Here is a 26368-nt window from a genome sequence, read left to right as displayed (position 1 = left end):
TCAGAAAAATCCAAACGAAAAGACCGAGAACTCTCGGTCCACTGTTTTACAAAATTGCTTCTGCGAGTAATCGGTCGAACTTACGCACATCCACTTTTTTATTCAGATTGATCTTAATCGTTCCGGCGCGCGTGAAAAGTTGGACTTCTGAGTTCAAGTCGAACATTCTTCCCGCATTTTCCGTCGAGTACATATTGATTGAGTCGTACGGAAGCGAGTACACCTCTATCTTCTTCCCTGTGAGTCCTTGCGCATCACGGACAATGAGACGTTTGTTCGTGAAGACGGCGACGTCACGTACCGTCTTGTAGGCAGCGACGGCCCGCTCCCCATCGATGAAGGACTCCATGATATCACTCGGCACCTCACACTCTGAATAAAAAGTCCACGACAAATCACCAATCGGGTTTCCCATATCGATTCCTCCCTCTATGAAATGAATGTACTATCCCCTATATTCCACAATTCTCGTTTGATTAGACCGCGAATGGGAAGATAATGTATAGCATGTTGATTGTAGAGGAGGACGTCGTCATGATTGCGCAGCAAATCATCACATTACTACTGATTGGCTATTTCATTTATTTGATTGATTCCAAACGAAATTATTTTCCGGTTCCGGTCATCTTGGTCTTGATTGGGATTGGTCTCTCATATATCGCTTTTTTTGATTCGGTATTCATTTCAAAAGATATGATCTTCGAGGTGTTCCTACCGGCACTTCTGTTTACATCGGCTTATCAGTTCAAATACAAAGATTTGAAAGACAATATCGGGATCATCACGATATTGAGTACGGTCGGTCTTGTCTTGACTGCCATCTTGATGGGATATGGCACGTTTTGGATCAGTGAGTTGTTTACACCACTCAGTTTGACCGCCTCTTTCTTATTGGCGTCCATCTTGATTCCGACCGACCCTGTTTCTGTGACCGCGATCTTAAAGCGGAGTAAAGGAGAGAAGCGGATTGCGGACGTCGTCGAAGGTGAATCGATGGTGAACGACGGGACGAGTGTCGTCATCTTCACGATTTTTCTTAGTATGTTCGCAACGGGAGAGCGGTTCTCCACGCTTAGCTTTTTAAGTGAATTTTTGATAGTGTCTGCTGGAGGAGTCGGGATCGGCTTCGTCTTTGGATTTGTACTTAAAAAATTGATGATTGCCAGTTTTAAAAAGCATGAACTCGTCATGTTGACGATCGTTGTCGCGTACGGGGCTTTCTATCTTGCCGACGCACTAGAAGTATCGGGTGTCCTTGCGACCGTGACAGCAGGCATGATGCTCTCCCATGAGCTTGGCATGAAAGAAAATTATGAATCGGTCCAACGTCACTTGGATGGATTTTGGGACATTGTGATTCCCATGCTACTCGCTCTCTTGTTCTTGTTGATTGGAATCGAAGCGACCAGCTACCTGTCTATATCGCTCTGGACGTTCGCTGTTCTTTTATTCTTGCTTTCGCTTCTGACCCGGTTCATCGTCGTCGGCGGTCTCGTTTATACCGTTCCTGTATGGCGTAGAGAATTTAAAGACGATTTGACAGCGACTTCGCTCCTTACTTGGTCCGGGATTAAAGGAACGATGTCGATTGCCCTCGTCCTCTGGCTAGAGGCAGAGAACATTAACGGCTCGAGCGAAATGATATCTCTCGCGTTTGCCGTCATTTTACTCTCTCTGATCTTACAAAGCATCGGTGTCTACCCATTAACGACCTATTTAACGAATAAACATGACGAGTGACGGAACCCTTCCTTAGAGAAGGGTTTTTTACATTCTGAAATTGACATCGCCCACTTTTAGTGTAAAATTACACTTGTAATATACTAGGAGGTGATTCGTTGGAAAACACTTCAACGCCATCCGCTGCCATCTCTACGGGGATTGTGACCGTCGTGCTTGCACTCATCGCTTCGTTTCTGACTCCATCGTTCTTGAAGGTTGGCATCATCTGGGATATCGTTGCGTTCTTAGTCATCGGGATTGCAACATTCAGTTTTACATACCATTATTATCAATCAAAACGATTGACCTACTGGCAATACATTTTCTGTTATATCATCGTCTGCCTGCTCTTATTTATCGTGTTCCTCGGAATCTCGTGGATTTTGATTTTCATAAGCTCAGCGACGCTGTAAGTCAGATAAACAAGAAGGAGCACTTATGCAAAAATCCGAATTTATTGAACAAGTCTCTCGAAAAATGAAATTGATTCGTATCGAATCTCAGTATTCACAGGAAGAGATGGCGAACTTACTCGGTATTTCAAAAAAAACGCTCATCCAAATCGAGAAGGAGCGAAATGAAGCGAGTTGGTCGACGATTGTGACGCTATGCGCCTTGTTTAACGAAAGTGAGATTCTCATACACTTGATTGGTGACGACCCCGTCGAATTCGTCAAACTGATTGCGACCGAGAACACTTATGAGCCGAAAGAAAAAACACTCGGCGGACGCGTCTTTTGGCATGCAATCGAGTCAGGTCCACATTACACCCTTCAACAAAATATCATCAGCGGACATTATCGGATCATCGATCTCAACCATGTGAGGTGGTACAGCACGTTTGATGCAGAGGATGCCGAACAGGTAAGGTCGAAGTTGGAACATCAACGAGAGGGATTAAATGACTAAAAAACGTAAAGATTTAATGATAGCTTTAATCCTCATCATCTTCACAATCACTTATATTTGGTACGTTCCAAGCGTGACAAGTGGCACGATTAGATTCATCGGCACAATCATTTTACTCGTCCTCTCGTCGATTTTTACCACACGCTTGATTCAATCATACGTTCCACTTACTTTGATGAAATTCGTCCTAATGATTATGATTACTTTCCTTGTACTTTGCTGCTTGTTGATCATTTTATTTTATGTTGTGGCTCTTTACCAGATGAATCATCTATAACGAATTGGAGGTTTTCAGATGCGATTTTATGTCGGTTCAAGCTTTTCAAACATCGAAGAAGTACGGTTCATGCGTAATGAGCTGATTGCGCTCGGTCACACCCATATATATGATTGGACTCAAAACGAACGCGCCACATCGATTGATGCATTACGCTCGATTGGCGAAGAGGAGGTTTCTGGAATTCAATCAGCGGACTTTGTCGTCATCCTATTGCCTGGAGGTAAAGGCGCACATGTTGAACTCGGGATTGCACTCGGAATGAACAAACACGTTTTCCTATACGATTTGGGTGATCAGATGATGAATATGAAGGAGACGAGCACGTTTTATTATGTGAATGCGGTACAACGCTTGGAGGGACCGTTCAACGCCCTCCCCTACCAAATTCAAGATCGATTGAAGCTCTCTAATCACGTTTGAGCTGATGCCCTTTATTCTCACGGAATCGAGCTGGGGTGCATCCTACCCATTCCGTGAAATGCTTGTTGCGTTAATCTATATTTAATAGGTACTTAGATTATTCAATTCTACCCAATTGCATCACCAAATGTTGAATTTCAGCATTTAAGAAATCAGTCAACTCGACTAATTCTTCCTCAGATGGAAACAAGGATACGCCTGCTACTCGATAAGTATCAGGAATCGAAGCAGTACCACCTAAAGCTAATGCATTCTTATATTGGTTCAGAGTGTCGACTGGATGTTGCCTATACTGCATATACATGCGAAGTGCAGCAATCTGAGCAAGCGCATATTCTATGTAATAGAAAGGTGTTTCAAAAAGATGAATCACGCGCAGCCACTCTTTTCCTTTCAAATCACTCACATCGCTCCAATCAATCAAATCAGTCTCATATTGATCGACTAAGCGTTTGAATATTTCATCAAATGTGTCCACGTTCTTTTCTGAATCATATAGATTATGTTGAAATTGGTCCACGATGAAAACACTTGGTAAAAATTCGATGATTAATCGAAACTGTTCTAGTTTAGCTTGAATGAAAGCTCGTTCATCGGAAAAGATGTTTGTCCAATGGTCCATCGAAAATAGCTCTAGTGACATGGCTGCGAATTCGCCGACTTCAAACGAAATGGTCTGCGCTTCGAAAAATAGGTGTTGTTGTGAGAGATCATGGTGGATGGCGTGACCCATTTCATGCAATAACACAACGTAGTCATCAAATCCGCCGAATCGGTTCATAAAAATGAAAGATGATTTTGAGTCGGGTAAAGATTCACAAAATCCACCTTCCGCTTTATTCGGTCGAGGCGTTAGATCGAGATGGCCCTTCGCACACATGTCAAAAAAGAGTTTTCCAAAGTAAGGATCGAGTTCATTCAAGATTCGTTCCGTCCCACCGATTAAGTCATGCAACGAAACGGATAAATCGTGATGATTCGAAAAGGGAGAAATGAATGAATCCCATGGCGAAAGTTTCGATTTCTTCAATTCCTTTGTCTGTAGTTGCTGGAACGAGCGGCGAAGTGGCTCAAAATGTTTACTCACTTGATTCGCAAATCGTATACAATCCTCGGCATCATAATCTAGACGGCCTAGCTTCATAAAGGCTAGTTCACGATAACTCTTAGCGTTTAATCGTTGTGCCTGATGTTCCCGATTTTGAATAAGACTTCTCAAGCATTCAGTGATGTCACCTTCTGTTGAGACATACGCTCTATAAATGAGCGTAAAAGCCTGTTTACGGATGGATTCGTCAGCATCGTATAGGTCTCCATGAAGTTCCGCAATCGACTTAGAATGATCTGTCGGGTCAGTCAATTGAACGATTATTTGCAAATACTTCTGTATAAGTTGATCCTCTTCGATCAATAAATCAACATTCTCTTCATGATAAAGATTCATCCGATTTCGCATTAGGCGCGTCACGTGATCCTCATCCTTAATAGACTGTAATATAATTCGTGAAACATGTCTTTTCAGCTCATTGAGTGCAGGTTTTATCACGGTTTGAACATGATGTTGTCTTTGATTTGCTTCTTCACAATCGCTGTGTCGCTGTACGTCAATGTAACTCTTTGTGACGTATTCATCATATCTCCCGATCAATATCGAATGTTTCGATATGAAGCCATCTAACTGATTGGAATCAATTTTATGAAAAGTCGCAAGTACTTGGTTCGTCTCTTTTATCTCTTTATAGTCGATCAACACTGCACCTCGATTCTTCGTTAGCTTTCTATATTATAGATGAATTATAAAATTAAGTGCGACACCCAAAAGTGAACACAAAAAAGCCCATGACGCTCTCCTCGTGTAGAATGAAGTCACCACAACACACATTCAAACGGAGGAAATCGCATGAGCTACACCCATCTTACCACTAGGGAACGCGTGAAAATAGAGACCTATCTGGAGCTCGGGATGTCCATCCGGTCCATCGCGAGACGGCTCGGGCGACAGCCCTCGACCGTCTCGCGGGAGATCAGACGGAACCCCGACTACGTGGCTGAACGTGCCCAGAAACGCTACGAGAAGACGAAGACCAACTGCGGCGCCAAAACGAAACTCGATGACACGATGCGCCGGACGATCGTCGAGAAGCTGCGTGCGACCTGGTCCCCGGAACAGATCGTCGGCCGTCTCTACACAGAGAAAATTGCCTTCTCCACCATCTACCGATGGATCTACGCGGGACGGATCGACGTGTCCCTGACCGTGCTCCGCCAGAAGGGGAAACGTCAAAAGCCGACCGAGACGCGCGGGCGCATCAACATCGGACTCCCCATCTCGAAACGGCCGCCAGAGGTCAGGGGGCGCCGGACGTTCGGGCACTGGGAGCTCGACACCGTCGTCTCCGGACGAGGGAAATCGAAGGCGTGCGTCGCGACGTTCATCGAGCGGAAGAGCCGGTTCTATCTCGCCCTGCCGATCGCGGACCGCACCGCGGCCTCGATGGAGGGGGCGATCCATGCGGTGCACGGCGCCCTCCCGGACGGCATGTTCGAGACGGCGACGACGGACCGTGGCAAAGAGTTCAGCGGTCACGAGCGCATCCAGGCGTCGCTCAGCGTGCCGATGTATTTCGCCGACCCGTACGCATCGTGGCAACGGGGGAGCAACGAGAACGCCAACGGGCTCCTCCGCGAGTTCTTCCCGAAAGGAACAGACTTCGCGCAGGTGGCGCACGACGCACTCGCGGATGCGCTCGCCAAGATCAACGGGCGGCCGAGAAAATGCCTGAACTGGAAAACCGCACGCGAGGCCTTCACCGAGGAAGTGTTGCGCTTAATTTGACAAACCGTCTATTAAATAAAACTAGGGAAGACAAAATACCGATTTTTAGGGTTCAGAACAATCGTATCTTCATGGTTCCCTTCTTTATCTTCCCACTGAATAGTCAATTCCACTTTTTCATCCTCACTTTTAAACATTGGTTCCCAAGTGTGAATGAAGATGGTGGAATTCTTTTGCCCCGTCAGGTGTTCGCTGGTATTCTCAAGCTCATGGATCAGCTCACCGTCTTTAGTGAGTTCAGCCCCAACTAATGTAGCATCGTTTTCACCAAGCCAGTACACGTAACCTGTCCAGTCACCTTTTGGGGCATTCGACTCTCTATTATATTCTGCTTCCCATTGTTTAGAATTCCCGATCCATTTAGGAGGTTGATTTATAGAAAAAATGATCCAGATTGCTAAGATCGAAACAATAGATAAAATAGTGTAGGTGATCTTTTTATAGTTCATATAGTCTCCTCAAATTATCAAAGTCCTTATAAGACTTTATTTAATTTTAATTACTCTAAAACTAAGGGAATCATTGCCTCGGTTTTTGAAGTCTTGGTTATAATAATTGGCTGTATTAGAAGAAATATATACAGTTCCATTAGCTTTTCTATTTACGACAACCGAGTGAAACCATCCATTTTTACTTTTAAATTGAATGACATCTCCAACGTTTGCATTACTAATGATGGTGTTTTTGTTAGTACTAGTTGTGGCGCTCATGCCTTTCTTTGTCCAATACGAATAGAAATCCGTCACTCTTACCCATGAGGTAGATGTCTTATCTCGAATATAGCAACTATTAGACCCTGTGCAATCCATGTAGTTGTCATTAAACCAATACGTGGTCGTTTCAAGCATACCATTTTTTACAGGCGATGGTTTTACTTCCGCTTTTCCACCAGCGTGAATCGCTTGTGAAACAAAATTAGTACAGTTTAAATTATAACGTTTATAGTTGGGATTGGTTTTGGTTGCATATTACCTTGCATAATCAGCCACTTTAGTTCTATTGTATATAGCCATGATGGAGAACTAAGGAATTTTTAGCGCTTCCTGTTCTTCTAATTCTTGTTCAAATTCTTCATTGGCAATATCACGAAGCTTAATATCTTCCTTTAAATTTTAATTATCCTAAATCTCTTTGATTTTTCATTCATGCAGGAAAACTTTTGTTTTTATACGATGAATTGTTGTTTCCAATTTTTTCACAATGTGCTATCCTTACAAAAATGATCTGATAAACGCGATGAAGAGAAGAATAAATCCATGAATCTTTCGTAGAGAGCCCCGCCGGTGAAAAAGGGTAAAGAAGATGGATCGAAACAAGACTCCGAGCAGCGCCATGGAACTCACCCCGAGGGATATGGCGACGGGCACTCCCGTTATAGAGTTGAGGTATAGTCCGACTCGTTCGGCAGTACCAAACAAGGTTCGTACGGTGACGTGCGGACGAACAGGGGTGGCACCACGATGAGAATCTCGTCCCCAAGACTTCGTTCTTGGGGGTGGGATTTTTTTGCGTTCCGAAAGTGATTAAAAAATAGAAGGAGTGATTGACTTGAACTCGTTTCGAAAAACCTCTACGCTACTGCTCGTCAGTGTCGGAATCTCAAATCTCGGTGCTTGGGTATACTTTATCGCGCTCAACCTGATTGTCCTCGAGATGACGGGATCTCCATTTGCCGTCTCGATTCTCTATGTATTAGTCCCACTCGCTTCAATCACGGCGAACCTTTGGTCAGGTAGCCTGATTGACCGGGTCGATACGAGACGACTGATGATGTTGCTGGATGTCCTGCGCGCATGTCTCGTATTCAGCTTGGGCTGGATCGATTCTTTATGGTTCATCTATGGAGTCGTCTTCATCCTGAATCTGATGAGTTCATTATTCGAATCATCAAGCCTGGTCTACATGACGCAACTCGTACCTGCCTCGAACCGTCAAAAGTTCAATGCGATGAAAAACTTTGTACAGTCATCCGGTTTCATTTTAGGTCCGACGATTGCGGGTCTACTCTTTCTAGTCGGGAGCCCGACATTTGCGATTTTTGTGAACGCCTTCGCACTCATTGGATCGGTCGGTATGCTGATGCTCCTCCCATCTCACCTTCGAACGAATGCGCCTGTTGAACCATTCTCTATGCGGATGATCATTGACGATTGGAAGGTTGTCATCCGATTCGCTTCGAATGCCAGATATGTGATGCTCATTTATGGCTTGTTCTGCGTCATGACCATCTTCATGTCTGGACTCGACTCGTTGGAAGCGTCATTCGCGACCCAAGTCCTTCACTTATCTGAGAGCCGCTACGGATTTCTCGTCAGTATTGCTGGAATCGGGATTATTGCAGGGTCTTTCATTAATTCAAGATGGAGTCACCGCTTATCCTTATCGTTTTGTATCGGATTCGGGGCGATCATGACACCAGTCGGCTATCTCCTATTCGCAAGTTCATCCTCGTTCACAATGGCTTCCATCGGATTTTTTGTCCTGACATTCGCGCTTGCCTTTGCAAATACAGGATTCTTATCATTCTATCAACACCATGTCCCGGTCGAAATCATGGGTAGGTTCTCTGGCGCTATCAATGTGGCAGAGTCGCTACTCGTCATCCTACTCACATTTGGGATTGGACTCCTTGCCGAAATGATTGGGATTCGCCCGGTCTATCTCGCATTCTCGATTATCTTCTTTCTTGTTGGTTGTTACACCATACATGTCATGCGCGACCGTTCGAAACGGGAGTATTTCAATCACAATCAAATCGAAGAAGTGTCTTAAGTCATGAGCCGGTCGTTTTTATGCGACCGGCTTGTTCGATTCGATGAATCGCTTCGATGATTGTGTCTGGTCGTTGTAAATGAATTTGGTGTCCTGCCTTTTCTGCGATGATGAGTTCCGATTGATTTGATAATCTCAACTGTTGATGGATCAGATCATGCCACGTCTCTTCTAGCAAGCGAATTTCAGCCTCAGGTAACCCTCCATTTATCCCTTCTTCAATCATCGCTTCAGAATCTCGACCGATGACAATTAACGGGATTGATGAAAAGGTACCCATTTGTTTGATGATTGAGGCATCGTCATGCCAAAACGATTCTTCTTCCAACATCGTTTTATACAACTGAGGAGATTGATAAAAACGCTTGAGACGTGCGAGTACATCTGATGATAAGCCTTGTTGTTCGAGTGAAAGTTCTGGCTGATGGAGTCGCTCTAATTCTTCTTTCGATAGATTTGAATAAGAACGACACATCGTCCGCCAATCTTCATCTGAATACTGACCATCCATTATAGGCGTTTCTAACTCATCTAATATTGAAAGGTTATGGGAAGTGGAATCAACGAGTAGGACTCCTATTACTCTATCCAAAATAAGTTTGGCCATGTGTTGCGCGCACAGACCTCCGTAAGAATGACCGACTAATATGATTGGTTGTTTTAGCTGAAGGGCATCCAACAATTCTGTACATTCAAGAAGATGAGATGACGTTCGACTCGAGCGCATATTTATCTCGCTCTCACCATAACCTGAGCGATGATAAAGCAATACTTGATACGACTCGCTTAATTGTTCAGAAAGAGAAACCCACTCTTCGAATGAACCTCCCATTCCTGTCATCACCACGATGAGGCGTTCCCCGGAACCGAATAATCGATATTCCATGTGATATCCATTGACTTCAATCACTCTATTCATACACTCCACCGTTTAATCAGCTCAAGATCCTCTGGAAATGCAAGTTCCAATCGCTCCAATTCATGAATCGACCACCAATTGACTTTATCGATGTCCGAGTCGATAGTTGCGGTCGCCAACCGCTCCTTACACGTTGCCAAGAAATAATGTGTCTCGACCTGAAAGTTTGATATGATGGCTCGTTTGATATGTAGTCGTTGATCAACAGAAGTGCGATAGCCCGTCTCTTCTAACACTTCGCGCCGACAACACTGTTCCGGAGTTTCTCCGTCTTCTAGACCACCTGATGGCAAACTCCATTGTTGTATGTCACGATTCTTTACGAGTAGGACTTCCTGCTCTTCGTTGATGCATAAAGCAGCTGATCCAATCCATTGTTCCATAGTCTTATTACTCCTTTTTCAATTTTCTGCTTGCAGGTGACGTTACGTCACCCGATATGATGGGTCTACAACTACATAAGGAGGAAATACGATGTTGAATCAAATGCAAAAGAAAACAACTCCCATTTGGACATGGAATCAGTTCGCAATTACGATGGTTCTTCTATTCGGAGTGACGCCCCTACTTATCGAGCGACAATTACACAACTTTCTAGAACAGTCATGGGGAAACACCCTCTATTCAGGAACAAGTATCGGCCTGTTATTAGCCATAATGTTTATGACTGTCCTCTATCTCGTCGCAATACGTCCTCAAACCCTATCGCTGGAAACGTTAGGACTTCGCCGTTTTCCATTGAAAGATTCGGGCATCATCTTTCTATGGACAATTGTGCTAATTGTACTCAGTATTATCATCGTCATAGTCCAATCATATTTCGGTATCGGTACGTCGAATACAAAAACAGAGAGTTTACAAAGTGACTTGTCGATTATCTCCATACTGATTGCGTTTGGATCGGCGGCTATCGTTTCACCGATCTATGAAGAAATCTTTTATCGTGGGTTCTTGTACCGCTTCTTTCAAGAACGGTTTGGGGTTGGGATCGGGATGATCGTAAGTGCTGGAATATTCACTCTCGCTCATTTACCGACGACAAACACGTTACTCGTCAATTTTGTATCGGGACTAGTGTTCGCTTGGGTATATGAACGGACTAACTCTATCTATTCCAGCATGCTCATCCATGGCACCTTTAATGGGCTAGCCGTTCTATTGACTGCATTGGCATGAGGGAATCAGTCTGCTATTTCTTGATATAGTGAATCAATATAGGCAAGAATCGATGCATCGATTGGATACAGTCCTAATTCATTCGATGCGTCAGTTGATTTTCGAATCTTCCAAAATGATTCAATCAATTGTTGATTGTCTCCAAATGTCTCGTCTGTTAACCAAGTCAAATCTTCTTTAAGAATTTGGGCTTCTTTTGAGGAAGGGGCGACCCCACGTTCGATTAGAATTTCGGTTCTCCGAATCAAGTTGATCCACTTTTTCGTATCATGCTCACCGTCTTCTAATTTAGGTAAACTTGATTGCAATGAATCAGACTCTTCTTCCGTAAAATAGTCCGTCCATTGTTTCCGGTCATTTGATTTAGCTTGAATAGTTTGTAGTTTCGTCCAATCGATTTTTTCATTTTCAAGCTTCATGGATTGAAGGAGCGTGACCGTATAGTTCTGCGCCTGCTTCAATTCCTCTATCTTTTCTTCTAACGAGGACAGATGAGCGGACAAGATGCTTGTAAGGGATTCTTCATCTAAGATTCTCCGAATCTCATCGAGCGGGACGGTCATCGATTTTAAAAGCATGATTTTTTGAAGTCGAAACATTTCGTCATCACTATAAAATCGTTTCTGCACATCGTTCGTATACGAGGGGGTGACCAAATTGATTTGGTCATAGTATCGAAGCGTACGCACAGACACGTTCAGTTTTCTCGCGACCTCTCCCGTTGAATAGTGTCTGGTCAATTTTTGACCCTCCTAACTACATATGACGTGTATGTATGAATATCTTTTGAACTGATGAATCCCTTCATCCTAATCTGAAAATGAAATTCGTGGTACATCCCCATCCATTCACTAATCATTTCTCGAGTGAACATCTACGTCATCCTTTCGTGTCCCAATCAATCGATAGTCGTCTTGATTCTGAATGGCATCGAGAACCTCTTCTACAATCTCGTCGTGTGTCAACCAACGGACAGATGCCATCTCATGAATTTCACCTAATTGAACTTGTCGATACGTTTGTTGTTCATTGAAACATAGACACCTCTTCTCATATTCCGAATTCGCCCGGCTACCTAAAATATGTATCACCTCTGCAGTCTCCGAATGTTCCAAAATGATTTGCATCGCTTTCCCTGAGCCGCGATGCACCCAGGCGATAACTCGATCAAACGGACTGTTTTGTTGAACTGCATGCTGCAGTGCGCTTGAAAGTGCTTCTTCCTCGCGATAATCAACAATCAGTGGATGACACGTTTCAGGATTTCGTTGTACGATGCTTGCCATTTTTTTTTATCTCGTCCAATGATTGTGACATCCTGTTCAATTGCTAAATAAGATGTAGGTTCGGCCAACATCCCTGTCCCTCCGACAATCAAAATATGTTTTAGATTCATACCACCACCTCATTTTCCATTATACACCAATCATTCATTCTTCTTTTCCTATAGATGTGTTCGGAAATATTCACGTCTTTTCAAAAATATACCTTTCATAATCGAGTGAATCACTTATAATGAATCAAGTGTTCAAATCGGTTTGAACAATCACTATTTTGGAAAATGGATAATAGTGTAACGATTTCAATTTATTTCTTTTAAGAGGAGGATACCTATGAGACATTGGACAACGAGTTCACTACAACTGATTGCACTCATTGTTGTATCGTTGGCATGTAGTATTCTATTTTCCTCTCTGCTGATCATGAATCATCTACCTGTTTGGTGGATGATCTGTATTCCGATTCTTTATCTTTCAACGTTGCTCATTTATCGCGGGTCTGGTGTACTCATTCTGTTAGGATTCGCTGCTTACTTTTTAATCACGATGCCTGTGTATGAGACTGCCGCTACTGCGCAACTATACATTTTATTACTATTAGCGATTTTGACGGGGTTGTCTTACTGGCTCCAAGTCAAGCTGTTTCATGCCCAGTTTGCACTAAAGGTTGCGGAAGCGAGAGTCAGTCAGTTGATTGCGGTCGACCCAGAGACTGGTTTTGATAACCGAGATCGGTTTTTGATGGATATAGAGGCTGAACGGAATCGGTTGATTCGCCACGGGGAAACGTTTGTGGTGTCATTCATCACATTACCGATTCTTGATGATTTTGAAAAACGGTATGGTTCATCCGAGTATGAATGGTTCTTGAACTACTTTAGTGATGAACTTCACGAAGCGACTCGACGAACAGACAAGAAATATCGAGTTGCGCAAGACACATTCGCTATGATTTTCCCTCAAACGTCAATCGAAAATGCACAAATTGTACATGAACGAATCAGACCACTACTCCTAGAGTATTCACGTCAGAGCGGAGATTCGCTCACAGTTGAATGCTCAGACAAATCGTTTGAAGTGAACTTAGAGAACGCATCCATTCGATTAGAAGAAATTCATCGGTATATAGAATCTAAAGACTAAAAAATGAGTTCATTCGTGAACTCATTTTTTGATGGAGTGAATATGAAATTCGAGTTTCTCATCCATTTCGACGATGTATTGTTGATCAAGTACCATCTGAATCGGGCTCGGAATCGACAATTTTGGTGAAAAGAGCCAAACGCGCCCTTGAGGTACAAGCAGCATGTATGTATTGTGATTTGGAGGACCCATGAAATTTAAATGACGGGGGTCAATTGAGTTCCCATCTCGCCGTCTAACTCCAATTGTCTCAAGCGCCTTCGCGACGAGAGACGGGTCTTCTACCGTCAAACTCATCTCGCCGATTCCAAGAAACTCATTTGACGAAAAGGACTTGATGTTACTTTCCGGATTAATCGAATGTCGAGCAATCAACTCGATGACATTCTCGTCCGCGTCGTAAAAATAAAGCGATGATGCATCGATCCCTTCGAAATAGATTTCATCCTCCCCTTCCTCGATCAAAAGCGGGACACGTGACATGATCCATTCCTTCGCTTCTTTGAACCGGTTAGCCTGAATATTGATCGCGAAATGGTATTGTCGCTCTTGCTCCGTTACAGCCTCTTGAAATATCAAGGTATCTTCTCCTAATTCGATTTGAAATCGGGTCGAATCTTCTTCACCAACGGATAGTCCAAGCTTCTCCACATAAAAACGTTTCATTTCGTCGAGCCGGTTCGTATAGAGCGTGGCTTCTGTGATTCTCATAAAATCCCTCCTCGTATTCTTCATGTTCTTGCTTATCTATGTGACTTGATGGCTCGCTTGTATTTTTGGTATTCTGCCCAACTCATATTCATTCTTAGTAAATCAGAACAACAATCTTCTTTCCACGTAATCGGATTGAAACCAGTCTTTAACGCTACGTGACTCTTGCCTGAATCATCAAAATTCAGAGTCAATTGAGCCACACCTTTCTCCGTATAGGTTTTAGCCAATCTCGGATTATACCGGCTGTATTGCTCACCTAGAGAAAAATATGGCTGTACTGCCCACGGACATCGCTCAATTGCCATTTGAAGATATTCGCGCTCTTTATGTCGTAGCACCTTTGAAACGCTTAGACAAATCAATGCAGAAACTTCAGGTGTTGCTACTTCAATCAATCGATTCGCCACTTCAATGACTTCCTCGTCTATCTCAAAATCATTCCATCCCATATCATATAATGCCAAGGCAAAATAGAAGGGTTTATCTGGATGGTATGAAAAGGCGGTTCGGCAAAATGCATTCACTCGATCATAATCTTCAATCCGATCCAACCGTTCGTAACCAATAAGCAAATCCCAGCGATATGATTCGGTCGGATCGAGCAGCACATAGTCAATTAACAGCTGCTCGATGTCCGGAGTGTCGCCCATGAATTGTTCAAGTTCTTTGAATCGTTTGTCGTGAACAAGTAACTCGATTCGCTCCAACATCTTCTGCTGAATCGAAGTGAGAGCTTGATTTCCTGTATACAAATCGAAAATCAAAGATGACTTCAATTGACTCACCCTGATCTCCTCCTTTATCCGCTACGTTCAACGAGTCGGAATATATCATCGACCCGCGACCTCGTGATACCATTACGCTGCTCCATTGCAAGAGGATGATTCGTTGGTTCGAGTTCAATCAATGGACGTAGTCCGACTCCACGCATATGTACGTTTGTCTTTAGATTGATGGTATCTGGATAGATGGGAAGATCCGTAGATAACCAGCCGAACATCGGGCCGAGGTCTACACGAGCTGGTTCATCCCATAAATCGATGACTTTGAAAAAGTTATCCGCACTGAGTGATACCCAGACATTCCAGATGAAAGGATCGTCTTCTCCAATGATCGGGAGTTCGAGGCATCCGTTGATAAAGAAATGAGCTTCATCGAGGACGCAAATATCATCTGTCAAAACGACGCGCTTCTTCATCTCCCGTTTCGATAGGCCGTCTAATACTGATGGCATGATCGATCCAAAGCCGACTGTATGTTCTTTACTCGTGCCACATATCGAGCAGTTGCAATCACTCTTGTGTTTTCGTTTGAAAAGGTATCTCATAAGTACTCGCTTTCTGATTTGAGTTTAATTAATGGTATGTGAAATAAATCCATTCATTTTACACGTATTTCATTTTTTAAAGGAAATCACGGTTTGTTAGACGAATGTAGTAACTCTTGAATCAGTCTCTAACACTCGCGTCCGCGTATCATTTTTAGATAAAAACACTTCTTCCCCATTTTCATCAAAGCAGTATGCGATCGGAAGCGAGATTCCACAATTTCGATACGATCCATCTGCGTGACTCGTTCCGATAATCATCGCTTTTCGTTCCATCGCAATTTTTCTCGCTTCTTCCGTCCACTCCGTGAATTGTTCCTCACTAAACATCCCGACCCCGATTGGATTGAATATGATCGTCAGATGCTCATGACCCTTCAATCCTTCAACCCCCATAAAAATCTCCCTGCACAGTAAATATCCGTATTCTTCTGCTCCATCTGTGACACTTGATGGCATGAACAAGAGCTCATTCTCTGGTGTTTTCCGTCGCGTTAACAACGTGTCACCTTGCTTGTTTATGATGAGGACCCGATCTTTATTCGTGTCATCTCGATACCCTAAAACAATCGTTGTGTTGAATTGGATCGCTAAATCACTCAGCTCATCCAATTCTCTATATGTACAATACCCCTCTGGATAGAGAATCAAGTCCACCGTAGGGTTTGATTCAATCTCTCCCTTCAGTTGCTTGAGATTTCGCTCTATCTTCGGTTGCCCAATCAATATATTCATGACTATTCGCCCGCTCTCATGATTTGTCTAGTTGGTGAATCCATTCATATGTAAGTGAGGTTGTCGACCAAACCCCACGATAAAGCAAGAATTTGATACTTCTCTTTATACTATCATTTAATTTATTCTGCATTAATGCTCACCATCACATTTCCAACCTTTTTCCCTTGGTCCACATATCGGTGCGCTTCGACAATCTTATCGAGTGGATATACCGTATCAATGACGGGTTGCAATGCTCCTGACTCAAACAATTCGTTCAAAAATATCAAATCCTCTTTACGTTCACTGGCTGGTCCTTGCCCCGCGACAGAACTGAAGGCCCCGTTATCGCTCACATGGGCTTTCGCTAATCGTTTATCGATTTTCCCTGAGGCATCAAAGACCACATCATACGTATTTAATTCAAGATCGTACCCCTCTTTCGTGTAATCGACGACCACATCAGCCCCAAGTCGCTTCACAAGTTCAACGTTTCGCTCGTGGCAAACTGCTGTGACATGCACGCCGTAATGCTTCGCAATCTGTACGGCAGTCGAACCGACAGCACCCGCTCCACCATAAATGAGAACGTTCGTCGCTCGCTCGATACGTGCCTTCCGTAAAAAATGTAATGCAGTCGTCCCACCAAATGGTAGCGCCGCTGCCTCGATAAAGCTGGCATGGGCCGGCATCTGAAACACACATTTCGATTCGTTCACACATGCAAACTCCGCATAACTACCAAAACGCATCCCAGTGAGGGCATAGACGTTGTCTCCGACCTGAAAGTTTTTCACACTGTTGCCTGTTTCTACGACGGTACCTGCCAACACGACACCGAGAATCGGTTGACGTGGCGCCTTAAACCCAACAACTAATCGCATCGGTAGTTTTCCTAATGCTGGAACGTCTAGTGCGCGGAGGCGTCGGTCTCCCGAGTGGACGGCCGATGCATGGACTTGAATCAGTAACTCATTGCTTTTCGGCTTCGGTTGATGCACTTCTTGAATGACGAGTACTTCCGGTGGCCCATACGTGGTACAAATCGCAGCTTTCATATCGATTCACTCCATTCATGAATTGTCACCTCAATCTGTTATACACGTTCCCTCAAACAAGACCGTTCAGTCCATTCGACATAGAAAAACCGGATCATATCATACGATATCATCCGGTTCCTTCCTTAATGACACAGTCGAATCAACAAGGGTGAACGGATTCGAAAAGGAAGCAGCTGCCGCTTCCGATTGTGCTAGACTTGCCTCGGTCACCACCGGTTCCTGACGTCTGAGCTTAAATGCTCGCTCAAGACGGCTCGTCAACAAATTGAAAATAAAGATAAGCGCAGCAAGTGACATGGCCGGGACGAGAAATAGATGATTCGTCATCCATGTCATCGCAGTGAACTGTCTGAAATAATACCCGAACATCGAAGACCACTCATAGACGGTCGGCATGATCCCTTCATGTAACAAGACCGTTCCTCCGAAGAAAATCCCAAACAGTGAGAGATGAATGAGCAACATGAGCGTCTGAACAAACTGTTGCATGAAGACGATCACGAGGGTTGGGACGAGATGCGGGAAAAGGTGCAATCTCACACGATGCCAGACACTGCCACCAAGCGTCTGAGCCACGATCATGAACTCTTGTTGAAGCAATTGTCGAATCTCCGTGATCAGGTATAACGTGACGGCAGGCAATCCGAGAACGACTAAGACGATTAGTTCAATCTTTACTCGATCAAATAATGGAGGCACCTGTGTCGAATCAAAAAAGGTCAGTGTTCCTACTAACATCATCAATGCGATCAATGAAATCGGCAGAATCAAAAAACCGTCCAATAGCGTTTTAAAGAATTGATTTAAGCGAGCTCCCCTGAAAGCAAGGGGGATGCCAATCAATAGTCCGATGACCATCCGTCCGAATGCGACGAGCGCACAGATGCCAACGGTCCACTTAAATCCTTCCACGAGCATTTGGAATAAATCATATCCAGCATTGTCCGTCCCGAGCCATTGATATTTTGAGGGTTCTAATGGTGGTATTCCAATGAGTCTCCCTTCATCAGAGTAGAGCATGAGGGTTTGATCTACGTTCCCATCACGAAACACGGTATTTCCAAAACTCATCAACAATAGACCCGCTACGATGACAAAGCAGAAGAGAAAAATTGGGTCACGCATTAATACTCGACGCATCAAATCCCTCCTTTCCATGCATTCGGAATAATCCATTCAATCAGTAAATCCAGTAGAAAAATCGGGATATAGATGACGAATAAGATGACCAGTAAGATCTCCATCTGCGGGTTGTAGACGGCGAATCGGAATAACCCTTGAACGTTAAATAGATATTCGACAATCAAAAGTGTCGATAAGATGGTAATGATGTTCGAACGGAAAAAGAGGTAAAACCGATAGATGATATTCGGCAACAAGTGTTTCCAAAACAACCCTCTCGGTCGAATCCCTTTCGCTTGCGCGAGCTCGAGATACGGAATGGCTTCTTGTTCATGAATATGAATCGTCAACCATTTGATAAAGAAGAATAATGTCGTCATCGTCAAAGTGACGATCGGGAGAAACCGAATGTACTCTGCGAATCCTCCGGCCACTTCAATGCGATCGAATCCCGTAGATTTATGGATTGTAATCGCAAGAAATTGAGAAATAATTAACCAGAATAAATCTGGTACCATCTCGAGCGTCTGACTCGTTTGGTGCAAGACGGTACGAACTCGTCTCCCGCTGCGGTAATAGTAGTACGCATATATTAATCCTAGCGAGGTCGATACTGCGAGTGCTGTGGTAAAAATGATGACCGACTCTTTGACGAGGGGTCCAAGTGCCGGCAAGAGCGGCAAGTAACGTTGCGCGGTGATGTTGTAATATGTAATGTCCTCTAATTTCTGTAATTGATCCATCTGTTGTTGAATCCCATTCCAATAATTCGTCAGACTAAAATCCGTCTGAACGACGAGCGATGGTAGCGCACTGATTGCAATCAAGATGAAAAATGCGACAATCAGATGAACTGATTTTCGAGCAATATACGTCATAGTTCGATCTCCTTTTGAATGCCAATCTCTCAATCAAAAGTGTGAAAGGATGTCCGTTTGATTGTTCATTTTCTAAAGGGAATAATATCCAAAGACACTTTCCACTGATTCTAGCATATTTATTATGCAAATAGAAACAATTTTCTGAAATTTGTATGGGTTAATTTGTATGATACAATGTATAGATAGAAATATTTAGGGGGTTATAGGATGTGGATTATTTTTGGATTGGCGGCGATTGGGGCAACGCTTATTAATTTGACCGTATTTATGATGGAGAAGGACTATAAGCTGCCGATGGCGATTGCCCTATCATTAGTTGCTCTCACTTTATGCGCCGAATATAGCTTGCTCAACATGTGGGTCGAAGCTAAAGACTGGGCTGCCATAATGGATGTCGTACCCGGTATGTCTCGTGCGTTATGGTTTTTGACGATTGCGGCAATCTTTATGAATATCCTTCCGATCTTTTTAGAGAGAAAACGAAACAAGATGAAGGAATCGAAATGATAAATAGTACGTTTGCCAAGTTCCACTCATTTGGTGCATGACAATGAATCATAAACTTATTGCGATTCTCTCCAACCCTTTTGGTATATTCATTTTTGCCTTGATTTCACTGTCTTTTATATGGCAGACAGTATCCCGTTTTTTGTCGTCTCAGTATCTTTTCTTCGGAACCAATTTGGTCGGTGGACTTGCATTTATCGTCATGATGTTACTTTTATGGCGTACATATAAGAAAAAGGACAGAAAAACGTGTTCGAAGCTATGCATTTAGCTTTGAACACGTTTTTGTTCGACCATGTCACGCGATCAATCATCTGAATGAGTTGAGTACAATAACTCACCGTCAAGTGAGCGCAACTCATAATCGATTCCTGATTGCATCTGCTTTGTCATTATTGCGCGACACGTAAACACATATCCTGGACCATATGCAACGTCCGGAATTTCCTTGAAGCCGTATGACCGCTCTCCGAATCATAGTGTCACGTTCGATGAACCCTTCGATGATCGGTCATCGACGACATAACATTCTCCCGTCTCGACGATGTGATTCGTCGTCACGCGGTCGTACGTTTCCATGCCTGCCATTCCAAATACAAGAAACGAACAAAACATTGCGAGACAAGCTTGTCCTAGTTTGACTCGATTCCGAGTCTTTCGCCACTCTCTCCAAATAGATGACAAGAGATCCTAGACACAATAATCCAATCAACCAAGTAAGTACAATTTCCAACAACCGAATCACCTCGTTTTACAATACGACTTTCTTCAAAAAAGGATTCGTGTCCCCTCACAAAAAAACTCGACACATGTCGAGTTTAAGGTAATTCATACTCCAATTTTCGCTTTTGCCAAGCGACAAGGAGGATACTGATGATGACGAGTAGGAACCAGGACGACAGTTTTCCTAAATCAACGATGGCCCAACCGTTCAATTGGTCCGGATACGCCCAGCCGTTGTAGAACGTGACAATATTTTCAGCGAGCCAGATAAAGCAGGCAATTAAGAAGAATGACAGGACGACCGGCATCTCAAATCGTCGATCGTCGAGTTTATACGAGACAACCGAGCGACCGAACGCCAAAAAGATGAATGCGATCAACAGCCACCGTAGGTCTAACCAAACATGGTGCCAAAAAAAGTTGAAGTAAATGGCGATGCCAAGTCCGAAGGCGATGATTGGGTGCGGCATCTTCGTAAATCGTAAATCGAGACGACGCCATGCCTGGACGACGTAACTACCAACGCTCGCATACATAAATCCGGCATAAAGCGGGACGCCCCACACTTTTGTGAACGCCTCATCCGGATAACTCCATGACCCCATCTGCACCTTGAATAATTCAAGTCCAAGACCGATGACATGGAACCAGCTGATGACCTTCACTTCTTCCATCGTCTCGAGCCCCGTCTTCACAAGGACGACTTGAACGAACAAACACCAGATGAGTAAAACGTCATATCGTGGGAGTGGTAACTCTACAAACTTTGTGACGGCAAGCGCTCCGAAGATGGCGACCGGAAAGATACAACTAAGTGCCTGTTCGTAAGCGAAGATAAAGAGATAACGTATACGTCCCATCCGTTGTCCTACCTTTCGATGTATTCATATAAAAATGAGGATTCGCCATCATAAAACCGCGGGTCAAAGACGCCGAGCCGTTCTTCGTTTGCTACGATGACGACGAACGGCGACCATTTGGTCAATGTGCGCGCCTCATGATTCGCTTCAAACAATGGTTCAAGACTCGCCTTTTCGGCACTCGTCAATTCGTATTGCAAGGTCGCTTCTTGATATATCGAATCTTGAAAGAGCGATACGTCCTCGTCAGTCTTCGTAATGACCGTGAACTGAGTCGGGATAAATGAAGCCGAGAGCACCACTTCGTCATATTCCTTTGAATAAGACTGATATAAATAGGCGCCCTGCGCACTTTGAAGCGCGACATAAAGAACGAGGGCAGCCCATGCATACCGATACGTCTTATAACGGACTTCTTGTTTACGTGCGACGAGCCAGGCGACCAAGAAGATTCCCCAATAGACAAAATCGACAATCGGGATCACACCGAATGTGATCCTCACGTCCGAGATCGGTTCGAAATACCCTGTCCCCCATGCATTGAACAAATCGGATGTATTGTGTACGAAGACAGACAATAATGCCCACCAAAAATAGCGGATGTCCGTCACTCGAAAGAGAAGGCGAACCAGTATGTAGATGAGCAGTGCAAAGAGCGGAACGAGGAAGATCGAGTGAGTGATGCCGCGATGCCACATCTGATACATGCCTTCCGTGTCCCATAGCCGTGAAATTACATCACTGTCAGGGATTTGGCTCCCGACGAGTGTCGTGACGAATAAGGCTCGTTTTTCATGTTGTTGTAAATCACGCTTATCGGCTGCACCATATAACGTCAAACCGAATAACGTATGTGTAATCGTATCCACGTTCTACCTCCATAGCGAAAGAGACATCTCCCAATCCTGGACGATGTCTCTTCCTATTAGTTCTCTTTATCCATTTTCATGGCGCGTCTTGCGACGATCGTTACGAAAATGACAGCGACAATCGGAATGATCAATGGCATCCAATTCAACATCCGCCTGTCCCCCTTCATCTAGTGTCGCAAGCAGTATAGCACATCTGCTTACTCGATGGAGGAATGAATGCTTGTATGTTCATAAGTAATTGCCATCTTCTCAATCGTTGCTTTCATATGATCACGAAGCGTGAGTGGTTCAACCACTTCTACTTGTGAACCCAAAGATAGCAACCAGTAAATAAATCCGTCAGAAACGGCCGCATCGAAACGGATGAGGAATCGTTCTCCATGTTCAGAAACAGAAACGTCTTCCCCTAACTTGTCAAAGATGACCGGGAGAACGCGTTCGTCGACGGACAAAACGATTTGTTCATCAGATCCGTTATACATATTGAATGATTTTTGATAGTAATCATCAGGTAAATGATGCTTCGGACGAATGGTGCCATCTTCCACAATCTCCGAATTGACGATGCGATCGACCCGATAGTTCCGCACCTCTCCGATTGATTCGTCGATCCCGATCAAGTAGTACTGCTCGTGATTCCAATGCAAATCGATTGGATCAACGACGTATCGCTCTCCGTCACGGCGGAGCGGGAACGTTCGTTTCGTCACATCAAATCCGACGACGTCTGTATATTGGAACGAGATAGCTTTTCGTTCATGAATGGCCCGTTGGATACGATCGATATGGTAAGGAATGTGTCCGTGTTTTTTCTTCGGCGTCTTGATGATCGATTGTAGCGTCTTCGCTTCAGGGATACTCGTCAGCATTTGAAGTTTCTCTACAATTTCCTCGGTCACGTCTTCCGAGATAAATTTCGCTGCGACAATCGCATCGACCATCATCCGGAGTTCATGAATCTCAAATAAGCGGGCCGAATGCCAATACTTTTTAGCGAGACCATTCTTCTCCAATTCATCCTGCACTTCAAACCCCGAATTATTCAGTGCCTGGATATCGTCTTTCACCGATTTTTTTGCTAACTTAGAAGTATCTCCTATCGTTGACAAGTACTCGAGCAAATCTTCTAGTGTCTTTGGATTCGCTTCGTCCGTGTAACGTTCGAAGAAACGTCGAACTTCAAGTAACCGCTCTCGGTTATTCACGGTTCTATCCCCTTTCGTTTCTCTATCTAAATTATGTATAAACAGACATTATCATTTTATTTCCACGAAATAAAGGTATTTTCCATTACAAAACGTTTAAGGAGGCGCCATCTAAGTTGAAATATTATGCACACGTCGACGGCTCAAAAATCGAATATATAGACCGCGGTCACGGTCCCGTCATCGTACTGATCCATGGGACCCAATCCTCGAGTCTAGAACCATACCATGTGGACCAACTCGTTTTATCCGGTTTCCGGGTCATTGTCCCATCTAGACCCGGATATGGAGAAACACCATACTCTTTTTCAGCATCTCCTCAATTGTTTGCATCCCGACTCTCTCACTTGATGCAAATGCTAGATATTGATCGATATCATGTCTATGGCATCTCTGCCGGAGGACCGACCGCGATCGAGCTCGCTTCACAGAATCAGTGTGTCCTTAGTTTGACCCTCGCTGCCGCCGTGACGAGTGTCGTTGATTTCCCGTATCGGGACACGGTCAGCCGAAATGTCGTCCAACCCGCATTTATCGCACTTCAATTCATCATGAAACAGTTTATTGCTCGTGCCATTCATAAACATCCATTCGAAGCGACGGCCCGTATGATTCAATCGACAAGCGTGTTGGCACTCGAGACGATTCGAGAAGAGGTGTCTCCTTATGATATTTTCCTCCTGAAACGCGTCGCGAATCAGATGGCGTTTGGACTTGGCGCACAGTTCGATTTGAAACAACGTGTCTCGAGTGAGGTGTTACTCGGTGTGTCGTGCCCAACCTATATCATTCACTCGAAAAACGACAAAGCAGTTCCTGTTCGACATGCCCATTACGCGAAGCGCTTGATCCCACATGCGCAGCTTACGATTCTGAACAGTCCCGGTCACTTGATTTGGGTCGGACGGCAAGCAAGAAAATCAGAGCGACAAATCGAACGGTTTATCCGATTCAACTCGTAAGCATCTCAAAAAGAGGTGCTTTTTTACTTATCTAACCCGAGGGCATCAATCAATTGATTCGTCGAATGTTCCGGTAGTCGCCAGACAACGTCCGTTCGTTCAAGATGCGTGATGACACTCGGACGGTACGGTTGACCGAGCCACAGCTGATATCGTTCATGCTCGCCACCTTTAAATTGCAGCAAGAGATCAAAATCGGGTGCCACTTCAATTTCGACGTCTTCGATTTCTTCTGAACTACGTAGCATTTCCGCGAACACCCGCACCTGGCTCAATTCATGAAACTCTAACTTCACTTCTGGATTCATTATTCCACGCACCGTCGACTCCGCCACCATCACGCATTCAACTTCTTCATTCTCAATTTCTCCAATCGGATCTCCAAATGGTGCGGTAATCGTTCGAATCGCATCAACCCACTTCATCATTTTATTCATTCTCTCACCTCTCTCTTCTCTTCATCTATACGTAGATCCAATCGAAACGGTTTCAACATTTGGAAAAATTAAAAAGCCGAGCAAACGCTCAGCTTTTACATTCATTCATATTTCCAACCGACTAAACTTGCCTCGTCTCCGACGTAGCGGACTCGTTTCTCACCATCACTTGGGAAGACGCGAAGGGTTGCCACAGCGTCACCGTCATTGACGAAACATTCGACACTCGACGAGTCGACATACAGATGAAGGGACGTGACCTCAATCACTTTTGTCCGGGTCGTCCCAAACTCCGTCGCGAACGGTTCACCCGCGTTTGTCCGATCGATGGTCAATTCGTTTGTATCTTTCTCGTACCGAATCACGAGCGACTCATCTTCTGTCTTCAATAGTTCAAGTTTGAAGTCTTCTCCAGCTGTCGACAGTTCCAATTCAAAACGTTCGGGTGAGATCACGTCAAGCCGTGTCCCTGATTCGTTTACGAACTGATTAGATCGGAGTTGCTTCATTTCAGAGATTGGTCGTTGTTTTAATACGCCATCTTCAAGCGAGAGTTCTCGAGGGAGCGTCAACGCATGGGCCCAACCGTAGCGGTCTGTCGGATATTCGATCTCCGGTAGGCCCATCCAACCGACTAGAATGCGACGACCGTCATGCTCCGTCGATTGCGGGGCGTAAAAGTCGAAACCGAAGTCGAGCTCTTCAAACGACTCGTGCGTGAAGACGAGCGTCTCTAAATCAAGAGTGCCTGTGACGTATCCAGATTGATAGATGTTGTGATAGCGATGACCTTCAGGCTCAATCCCTTGCGGAGAAAAAATGATGACATGCCTTCCATTCAGTTCAAACACGTCAGGACATTCCCACATGTAACCGAACTGCTCGAGCTCCGTCTTCACTTCACCTAAAAATGTCCAATCATTTAAGTCAGTTGAACGATATAAGACGACACATCCTGTCTCATCCGTTCGCTGTGCACCGACAATCGCATAATATGATCCATCTTCTTCCCATACTTTCGGATCGCGGAAATGTTCCGTGTAACCGGCCGGAATATCCGGGATGGCCACGTTACGGCGCTCGATCATCCCTTCACGCAGTACACCGATGATTTGCGAGGCGTGACGCGTCCAATCGTCCGTACGATGATTCCCTGTATACATCACGTGAAGGGTGTCGTCCACAACGAAACCACTTCCTGAATAGGCACCATGGGAATCTTCTTTCGTTTCAGGGACTAACGCCACCCCGCGGTCGGTCCAATGGACAAGATCTTTCGAACTGACATGATACCAATGTTTGAGACCGTGAACTGGCCCGAGCGGGAACCATTGATAGAATAGATGGTACTCTCCATCGTAATATGCGAAGCCGTTCGGGTCATTGAGGAGGCCCGTCGGCGGCTGGATGTGGTACCCAAACCGCCACGGGGATGCGGCCGTCTTTGCACGGAGCACCTCCATCTCGAGGGCGCTCACGTCACGGAGTGAACGATAACGTTCGGCCTTCGTCCAATTCATAGT

General features: G+C 44.5%; 30 protein-coding genes, 1 pseudogene and 1 other annotated feature. Of the genes and pseudogenes, 10 read left to right on the top strand and 21 right to left on the bottom strand.

What is annotated here, in order from left to right:
• Positions 1-46: 46 nt before the first annotated feature.
• Positions 47-415, bottom strand: coding sequence for a PH domain-containing protein (locus OKS35_RS03800; protein WP_214775276.1), 369 nt, complete (start codon positions 413-415; stop codon positions 47-49).
• A gap of 119 nt (positions 416-534) precedes the next feature.
• Here OKS35_RS03800 and OKS35_RS03795 point away from each other — a divergent pair, with 119 nt between their 5' ends.
• From OKS35_RS03795 to OKS35_RS03780, 4 genes are all read left to right on the top strand, one after another.
• Positions 535-1740 carry a cation:proton antiporter gene (locus OKS35_RS03795; protein ID WP_264092515.1) on the top strand — a complete coding sequence of 402 codons (1206 nt, stop codon included), beginning with the start codon at positions 535-537 and terminating at the stop codon, positions 1738-1740.
• 98 nt (positions 1741-1838) lie between these two features.
• The gene (locus OKS35_RS03790) at positions 1839-2135 is read left to right on the top strand and encodes a hypothetical protein (protein ID WP_214781080.1); all 297 of its coding nucleotides are present in this window, start codon (positions 1839-1841) and stop codon (positions 2133-2135) included.
• 25 nt (positions 2136-2160) lie between these two features.
• The gene (locus tag OKS35_RS03785; protein ID WP_214781078.1) at positions 2161-2631 is read left to right on the top strand and encodes a helix-turn-helix transcriptional regulator; all 471 of its coding nucleotides are present in this window, start codon (positions 2161-2163) and stop codon (positions 2629-2631) included.
• Between the two features lie 295 nt (positions 2632-2926).
• Positions 2927-3331: a nucleoside 2-deoxyribosyltransferase gene (locus OKS35_RS03780; protein ID WP_264092514.1), complete on the top strand. Its 405-nt coding sequence runs from the start codon at positions 2927-2929 to the stop codon at positions 3329-3331.
• Between the two features lie 97 nt (positions 3332-3428).
• Here OKS35_RS03780 and OKS35_RS03775 read toward each other — a convergent pair whose 3' ends face one another.
• Complete coding sequence (locus OKS35_RS03775) at positions 3429-5081, bottom strand: M3 family metallopeptidase (RefSeq protein WP_264092513.1); 1653 nt, start codon at positions 5079-5081, stop codon at positions 3429-3431.
• Positions 5082-5231: 150 nt separating this feature from the next.
• Here OKS35_RS03775 and OKS35_RS03770 point away from each other — a divergent pair, with 150 nt between their 5' ends.
• Entirely contained in the window at positions 5232-6167 is a 936-nt protein-coding gene (locus OKS35_RS03770) for an IS30 family transposase (RefSeq protein WP_214781070.1), read from the top strand.
• An 11-nt stretch (positions 6168-6178) separates the two neighbouring features.
• Here OKS35_RS03770 and OKS35_RS03765 read toward each other — a convergent pair whose 3' ends face one another.
• Both OKS35_RS03765 and OKS35_RS15375 read right to left on the bottom strand, forming a co-directional pair.
• Positions 6179-6616, bottom strand: a complete 438-nt coding sequence (locus OKS35_RS03765) for a hypothetical protein (protein ID WP_214781068.1) — start codon at positions 6614-6616, stop codon at positions 6179-6181.
• Between the two features lie 36 nt (positions 6617-6652).
• Positions 6653-7123: pseudogene (locus tag OKS35_RS15375) on the bottom strand (amidase domain-containing protein); the annotation flags it as partial.
• A gap of 271 nt (positions 7124-7394) precedes the next feature.
• Positions 7395-7647: a binding site (T-box leader), on the top strand.
• A 68-nt stretch (positions 7648-7715) separates the two neighbouring features.
• Between OKS35_RS15375 and OKS35_RS03760 the strand changes: the two are divergent.
• Entirely contained in the window at positions 7716-8939 is a 1224-nt protein-coding gene (locus tag OKS35_RS03760; protein WP_264092512.1) for an MFS transporter, read from the top strand.
• Position 8940: 1 nt separating this feature from the next.
• Here the strand turns inward: OKS35_RS03760 and OKS35_RS03755 are convergent, their stop codons facing one another.
• Positions 8941-9858: an alpha/beta fold hydrolase gene (locus tag OKS35_RS03755; protein WP_264092511.1), complete on the bottom strand. Its 918-nt coding sequence runs from the start codon at positions 9856-9858 to the stop codon at positions 8941-8943.
• Positions 9855-10241, bottom strand: a complete 387-nt coding sequence (locus OKS35_RS03750) for an NUDIX hydrolase (protein ID WP_214813196.1) — start codon at positions 10239-10241, stop codon at positions 9855-9857. The genes OKS35_RS03755 and OKS35_RS03750 overlap by 4 nt, the downstream gene beginning before the upstream one ends.
• A gap of 91 nt (positions 10242-10332) precedes the next feature.
• Between OKS35_RS03750 and OKS35_RS03745 the strand changes: the two genes are divergently transcribed.
• Complete coding sequence (locus tag OKS35_RS03745) at positions 10333-11034, top strand: CPBP family intramembrane glutamic endopeptidase (protein ID WP_264092510.1); 702 nt, start codon at positions 10333-10335, stop codon at positions 11032-11034.
• Between the two features lie 5 nt (positions 11035-11039).
• On the opposite strand, the gene OKS35_RS03740 is transcribed toward OKS35_RS03745, so the two are convergent.
• From OKS35_RS03740 to OKS35_RS03730, 3 genes are all read right to left on the bottom strand, one after another.
• Complete coding sequence (locus OKS35_RS03740; protein WP_264092509.1) at positions 11040-11774, bottom strand: MerR family transcriptional regulator; 735 nt, start codon at positions 11772-11774, stop codon at positions 11040-11042.
• Between the two features lie 111 nt (positions 11775-11885).
• Positions 11886-12320, bottom strand: coding sequence for a hypothetical protein (locus OKS35_RS03735; RefSeq protein WP_264092508.1), 435 nt, complete (start codon positions 12318-12320; stop codon positions 11886-11888).
• A complete protein-coding gene (locus tag OKS35_RS03730; RefSeq protein WP_264092507.1) occupies positions 12275-12430 on the bottom strand; it encodes a hypothetical protein in 156 nt (51 codons plus the stop codon). Before OKS35_RS03730 ends, OKS35_RS03735 begins: the two co-directional genes overlap by 46 nt.
• A 217-nt stretch (positions 12431-12647) precedes the next feature.
• On the opposite strand from OKS35_RS03730, the gene OKS35_RS03725 reads away from it, so the two are divergent.
• Complete coding sequence (locus OKS35_RS03725) at positions 12648-13457, top strand: diguanylate cyclase domain-containing protein (RefSeq protein ID WP_214816955.1); 810 nt, start codon at positions 12648-12650, stop codon at positions 13455-13457.
• 21 nt (positions 13458-13478) lie between these two features.
• On the opposite strand, the gene OKS35_RS03720 is transcribed toward OKS35_RS03725, so the two are convergent.
• The 7 genes from OKS35_RS03720 to OKS35_RS03690 form a co-directional block, all read right to left on the bottom strand.
• Positions 13479-14168, bottom strand: a complete 690-nt coding sequence (locus OKS35_RS03720; RefSeq protein ID WP_264092506.1) for a glyoxalase — start codon at positions 14166-14168, stop codon at positions 13479-13481.
• A gap of 32 nt (positions 14169-14200) precedes the next feature.
• Entirely contained in the window at positions 14201-14956 is a 756-nt protein-coding gene (locus OKS35_RS03715) for a hypothetical protein (RefSeq protein WP_264092505.1), read from the bottom strand.
• A gap of 14 nt (positions 14957-14970) precedes the next feature.
• Entirely contained in the window at positions 14971-15498 is a 528-nt protein-coding gene (locus OKS35_RS03710) for a DUF2199 domain-containing protein (RefSeq protein WP_264092504.1), read from the bottom strand.
• Between the two features lie 96 nt (positions 15499-15594).
• The gene (locus OKS35_RS03705; RefSeq protein WP_264092503.1) at positions 15595-16233 is read right to left on the bottom strand and encodes a hypothetical protein; all 639 of its coding nucleotides are present in this window, start codon (positions 16231-16233) and stop codon (positions 15595-15597) included.
• A 122-nt stretch (positions 16234-16355) separates the two neighbouring features.
• Positions 16356-17273, bottom strand: coding sequence for an NAD(P)-dependent alcohol dehydrogenase (locus OKS35_RS03700; protein WP_264092502.1), 918 nt, complete (start codon positions 17271-17273; stop codon positions 16356-16358).
• A gap of 99 nt (positions 17274-17372) precedes the next feature.
• The gene (locus OKS35_RS03695; protein ID WP_264092501.1) at positions 17373-18416 is read right to left on the bottom strand and encodes an ABC transporter permease; all 1044 of its coding nucleotides are present in this window, start codon (positions 18414-18416) and stop codon (positions 17373-17375) included.
• The gene (locus tag OKS35_RS03690; RefSeq protein ID WP_264092500.1) at positions 18416-19276 is read right to left on the bottom strand and encodes an ABC transporter permease subunit; all 861 of its coding nucleotides are present in this window, start codon (positions 19274-19276) and stop codon (positions 18416-18418) included. The genes OKS35_RS03695 and OKS35_RS03690 overlap by 1 nt, the downstream gene beginning before the upstream one ends.
• A gap of 210 nt (positions 19277-19486) precedes the next feature.
• Here OKS35_RS03690 and OKS35_RS03685 point away from each other — a divergent pair, with 210 nt between their 5' ends.
• Positions 19487-19786 (top strand): hypothetical protein, encoded by a 300-nt coding sequence (locus OKS35_RS03685; RefSeq protein WP_012726252.1) that lies wholly within the window; start codon positions 19487-19489, stop codon positions 19784-19786.
• Between the two features lie 818 nt (positions 19787-20604).
• Here the strand turns inward: OKS35_RS03685 and OKS35_RS03680 are convergent.
• The 3 genes from OKS35_RS03680 to OKS35_RS03670 all read right to left on the bottom strand — a co-directional run bounded on the left by OKS35_RS03680 (position 20605) and on the right by OKS35_RS03670 (position 23446).
• Positions 20605-21369 (bottom strand): DUF817 domain-containing protein, encoded by a 765-nt coding sequence (locus tag OKS35_RS03680; RefSeq protein WP_074037060.1) that lies wholly within the window; start codon positions 21367-21369, stop codon positions 20605-20607.
• A gap of 8 nt (positions 21370-21377) precedes the next feature.
• Complete coding sequence (locus OKS35_RS03675) at positions 21378-22238, bottom strand: metal-dependent hydrolase (RefSeq protein WP_264092499.1); 861 nt, start codon at positions 22236-22238, stop codon at positions 21378-21380.
• A 200-nt stretch (positions 22239-22438) separates the two neighbouring features.
• Entirely contained in the window at positions 22439-23446 is a 1008-nt protein-coding gene (locus OKS35_RS03670; RefSeq protein ID WP_264092498.1) for a helix-turn-helix transcriptional regulator, read from the bottom strand.
• Between the two features lie 116 nt (positions 23447-23562).
• On the opposite strand from OKS35_RS03670, the gene OKS35_RS03665 reads away from it, so the two are divergent.
• The gene (locus tag OKS35_RS03665; RefSeq protein WP_264092497.1) at positions 23563-24408 is read left to right on the top strand and encodes an alpha/beta fold hydrolase; all 846 of its coding nucleotides are present in this window, start codon (positions 23563-23565) and stop codon (positions 24406-24408) included.
• Positions 24409-24431: 23 nt separating this feature from the next.
• Here the strand turns inward: OKS35_RS03665 and OKS35_RS03660 are convergent, their stop codons facing one another.
• Positions 24432-24845: a hypothetical protein gene (locus OKS35_RS03660; protein ID WP_078146866.1), complete on the bottom strand. Its 414-nt coding sequence runs from the start codon at positions 24843-24845 to the stop codon at positions 24432-24434.
• Positions 24846-24946: 101 nt separating this feature from the next.
• Positions 24947-26365 (bottom strand): glycoside hydrolase family 32 protein, encoded by a 1419-nt coding sequence (locus tag OKS35_RS03655; RefSeq protein ID WP_264092496.1) that lies wholly within the window; start codon positions 26363-26365, stop codon positions 24947-24949.
• Positions 26366-26368: the final 3 nt, after the last annotated feature.

This window comes from Exiguobacterium sp. N5 (genome assembly GCF_025842465.1).
Classification (GTDB): domain Bacteria; phylum Bacillota; class Bacilli; order Exiguobacteriales; family Exiguobacteriaceae; genus Exiguobacterium; species Exiguobacterium profundum.
This window is presented reverse-complemented; position numbering and strand designations above follow the sequence as displayed.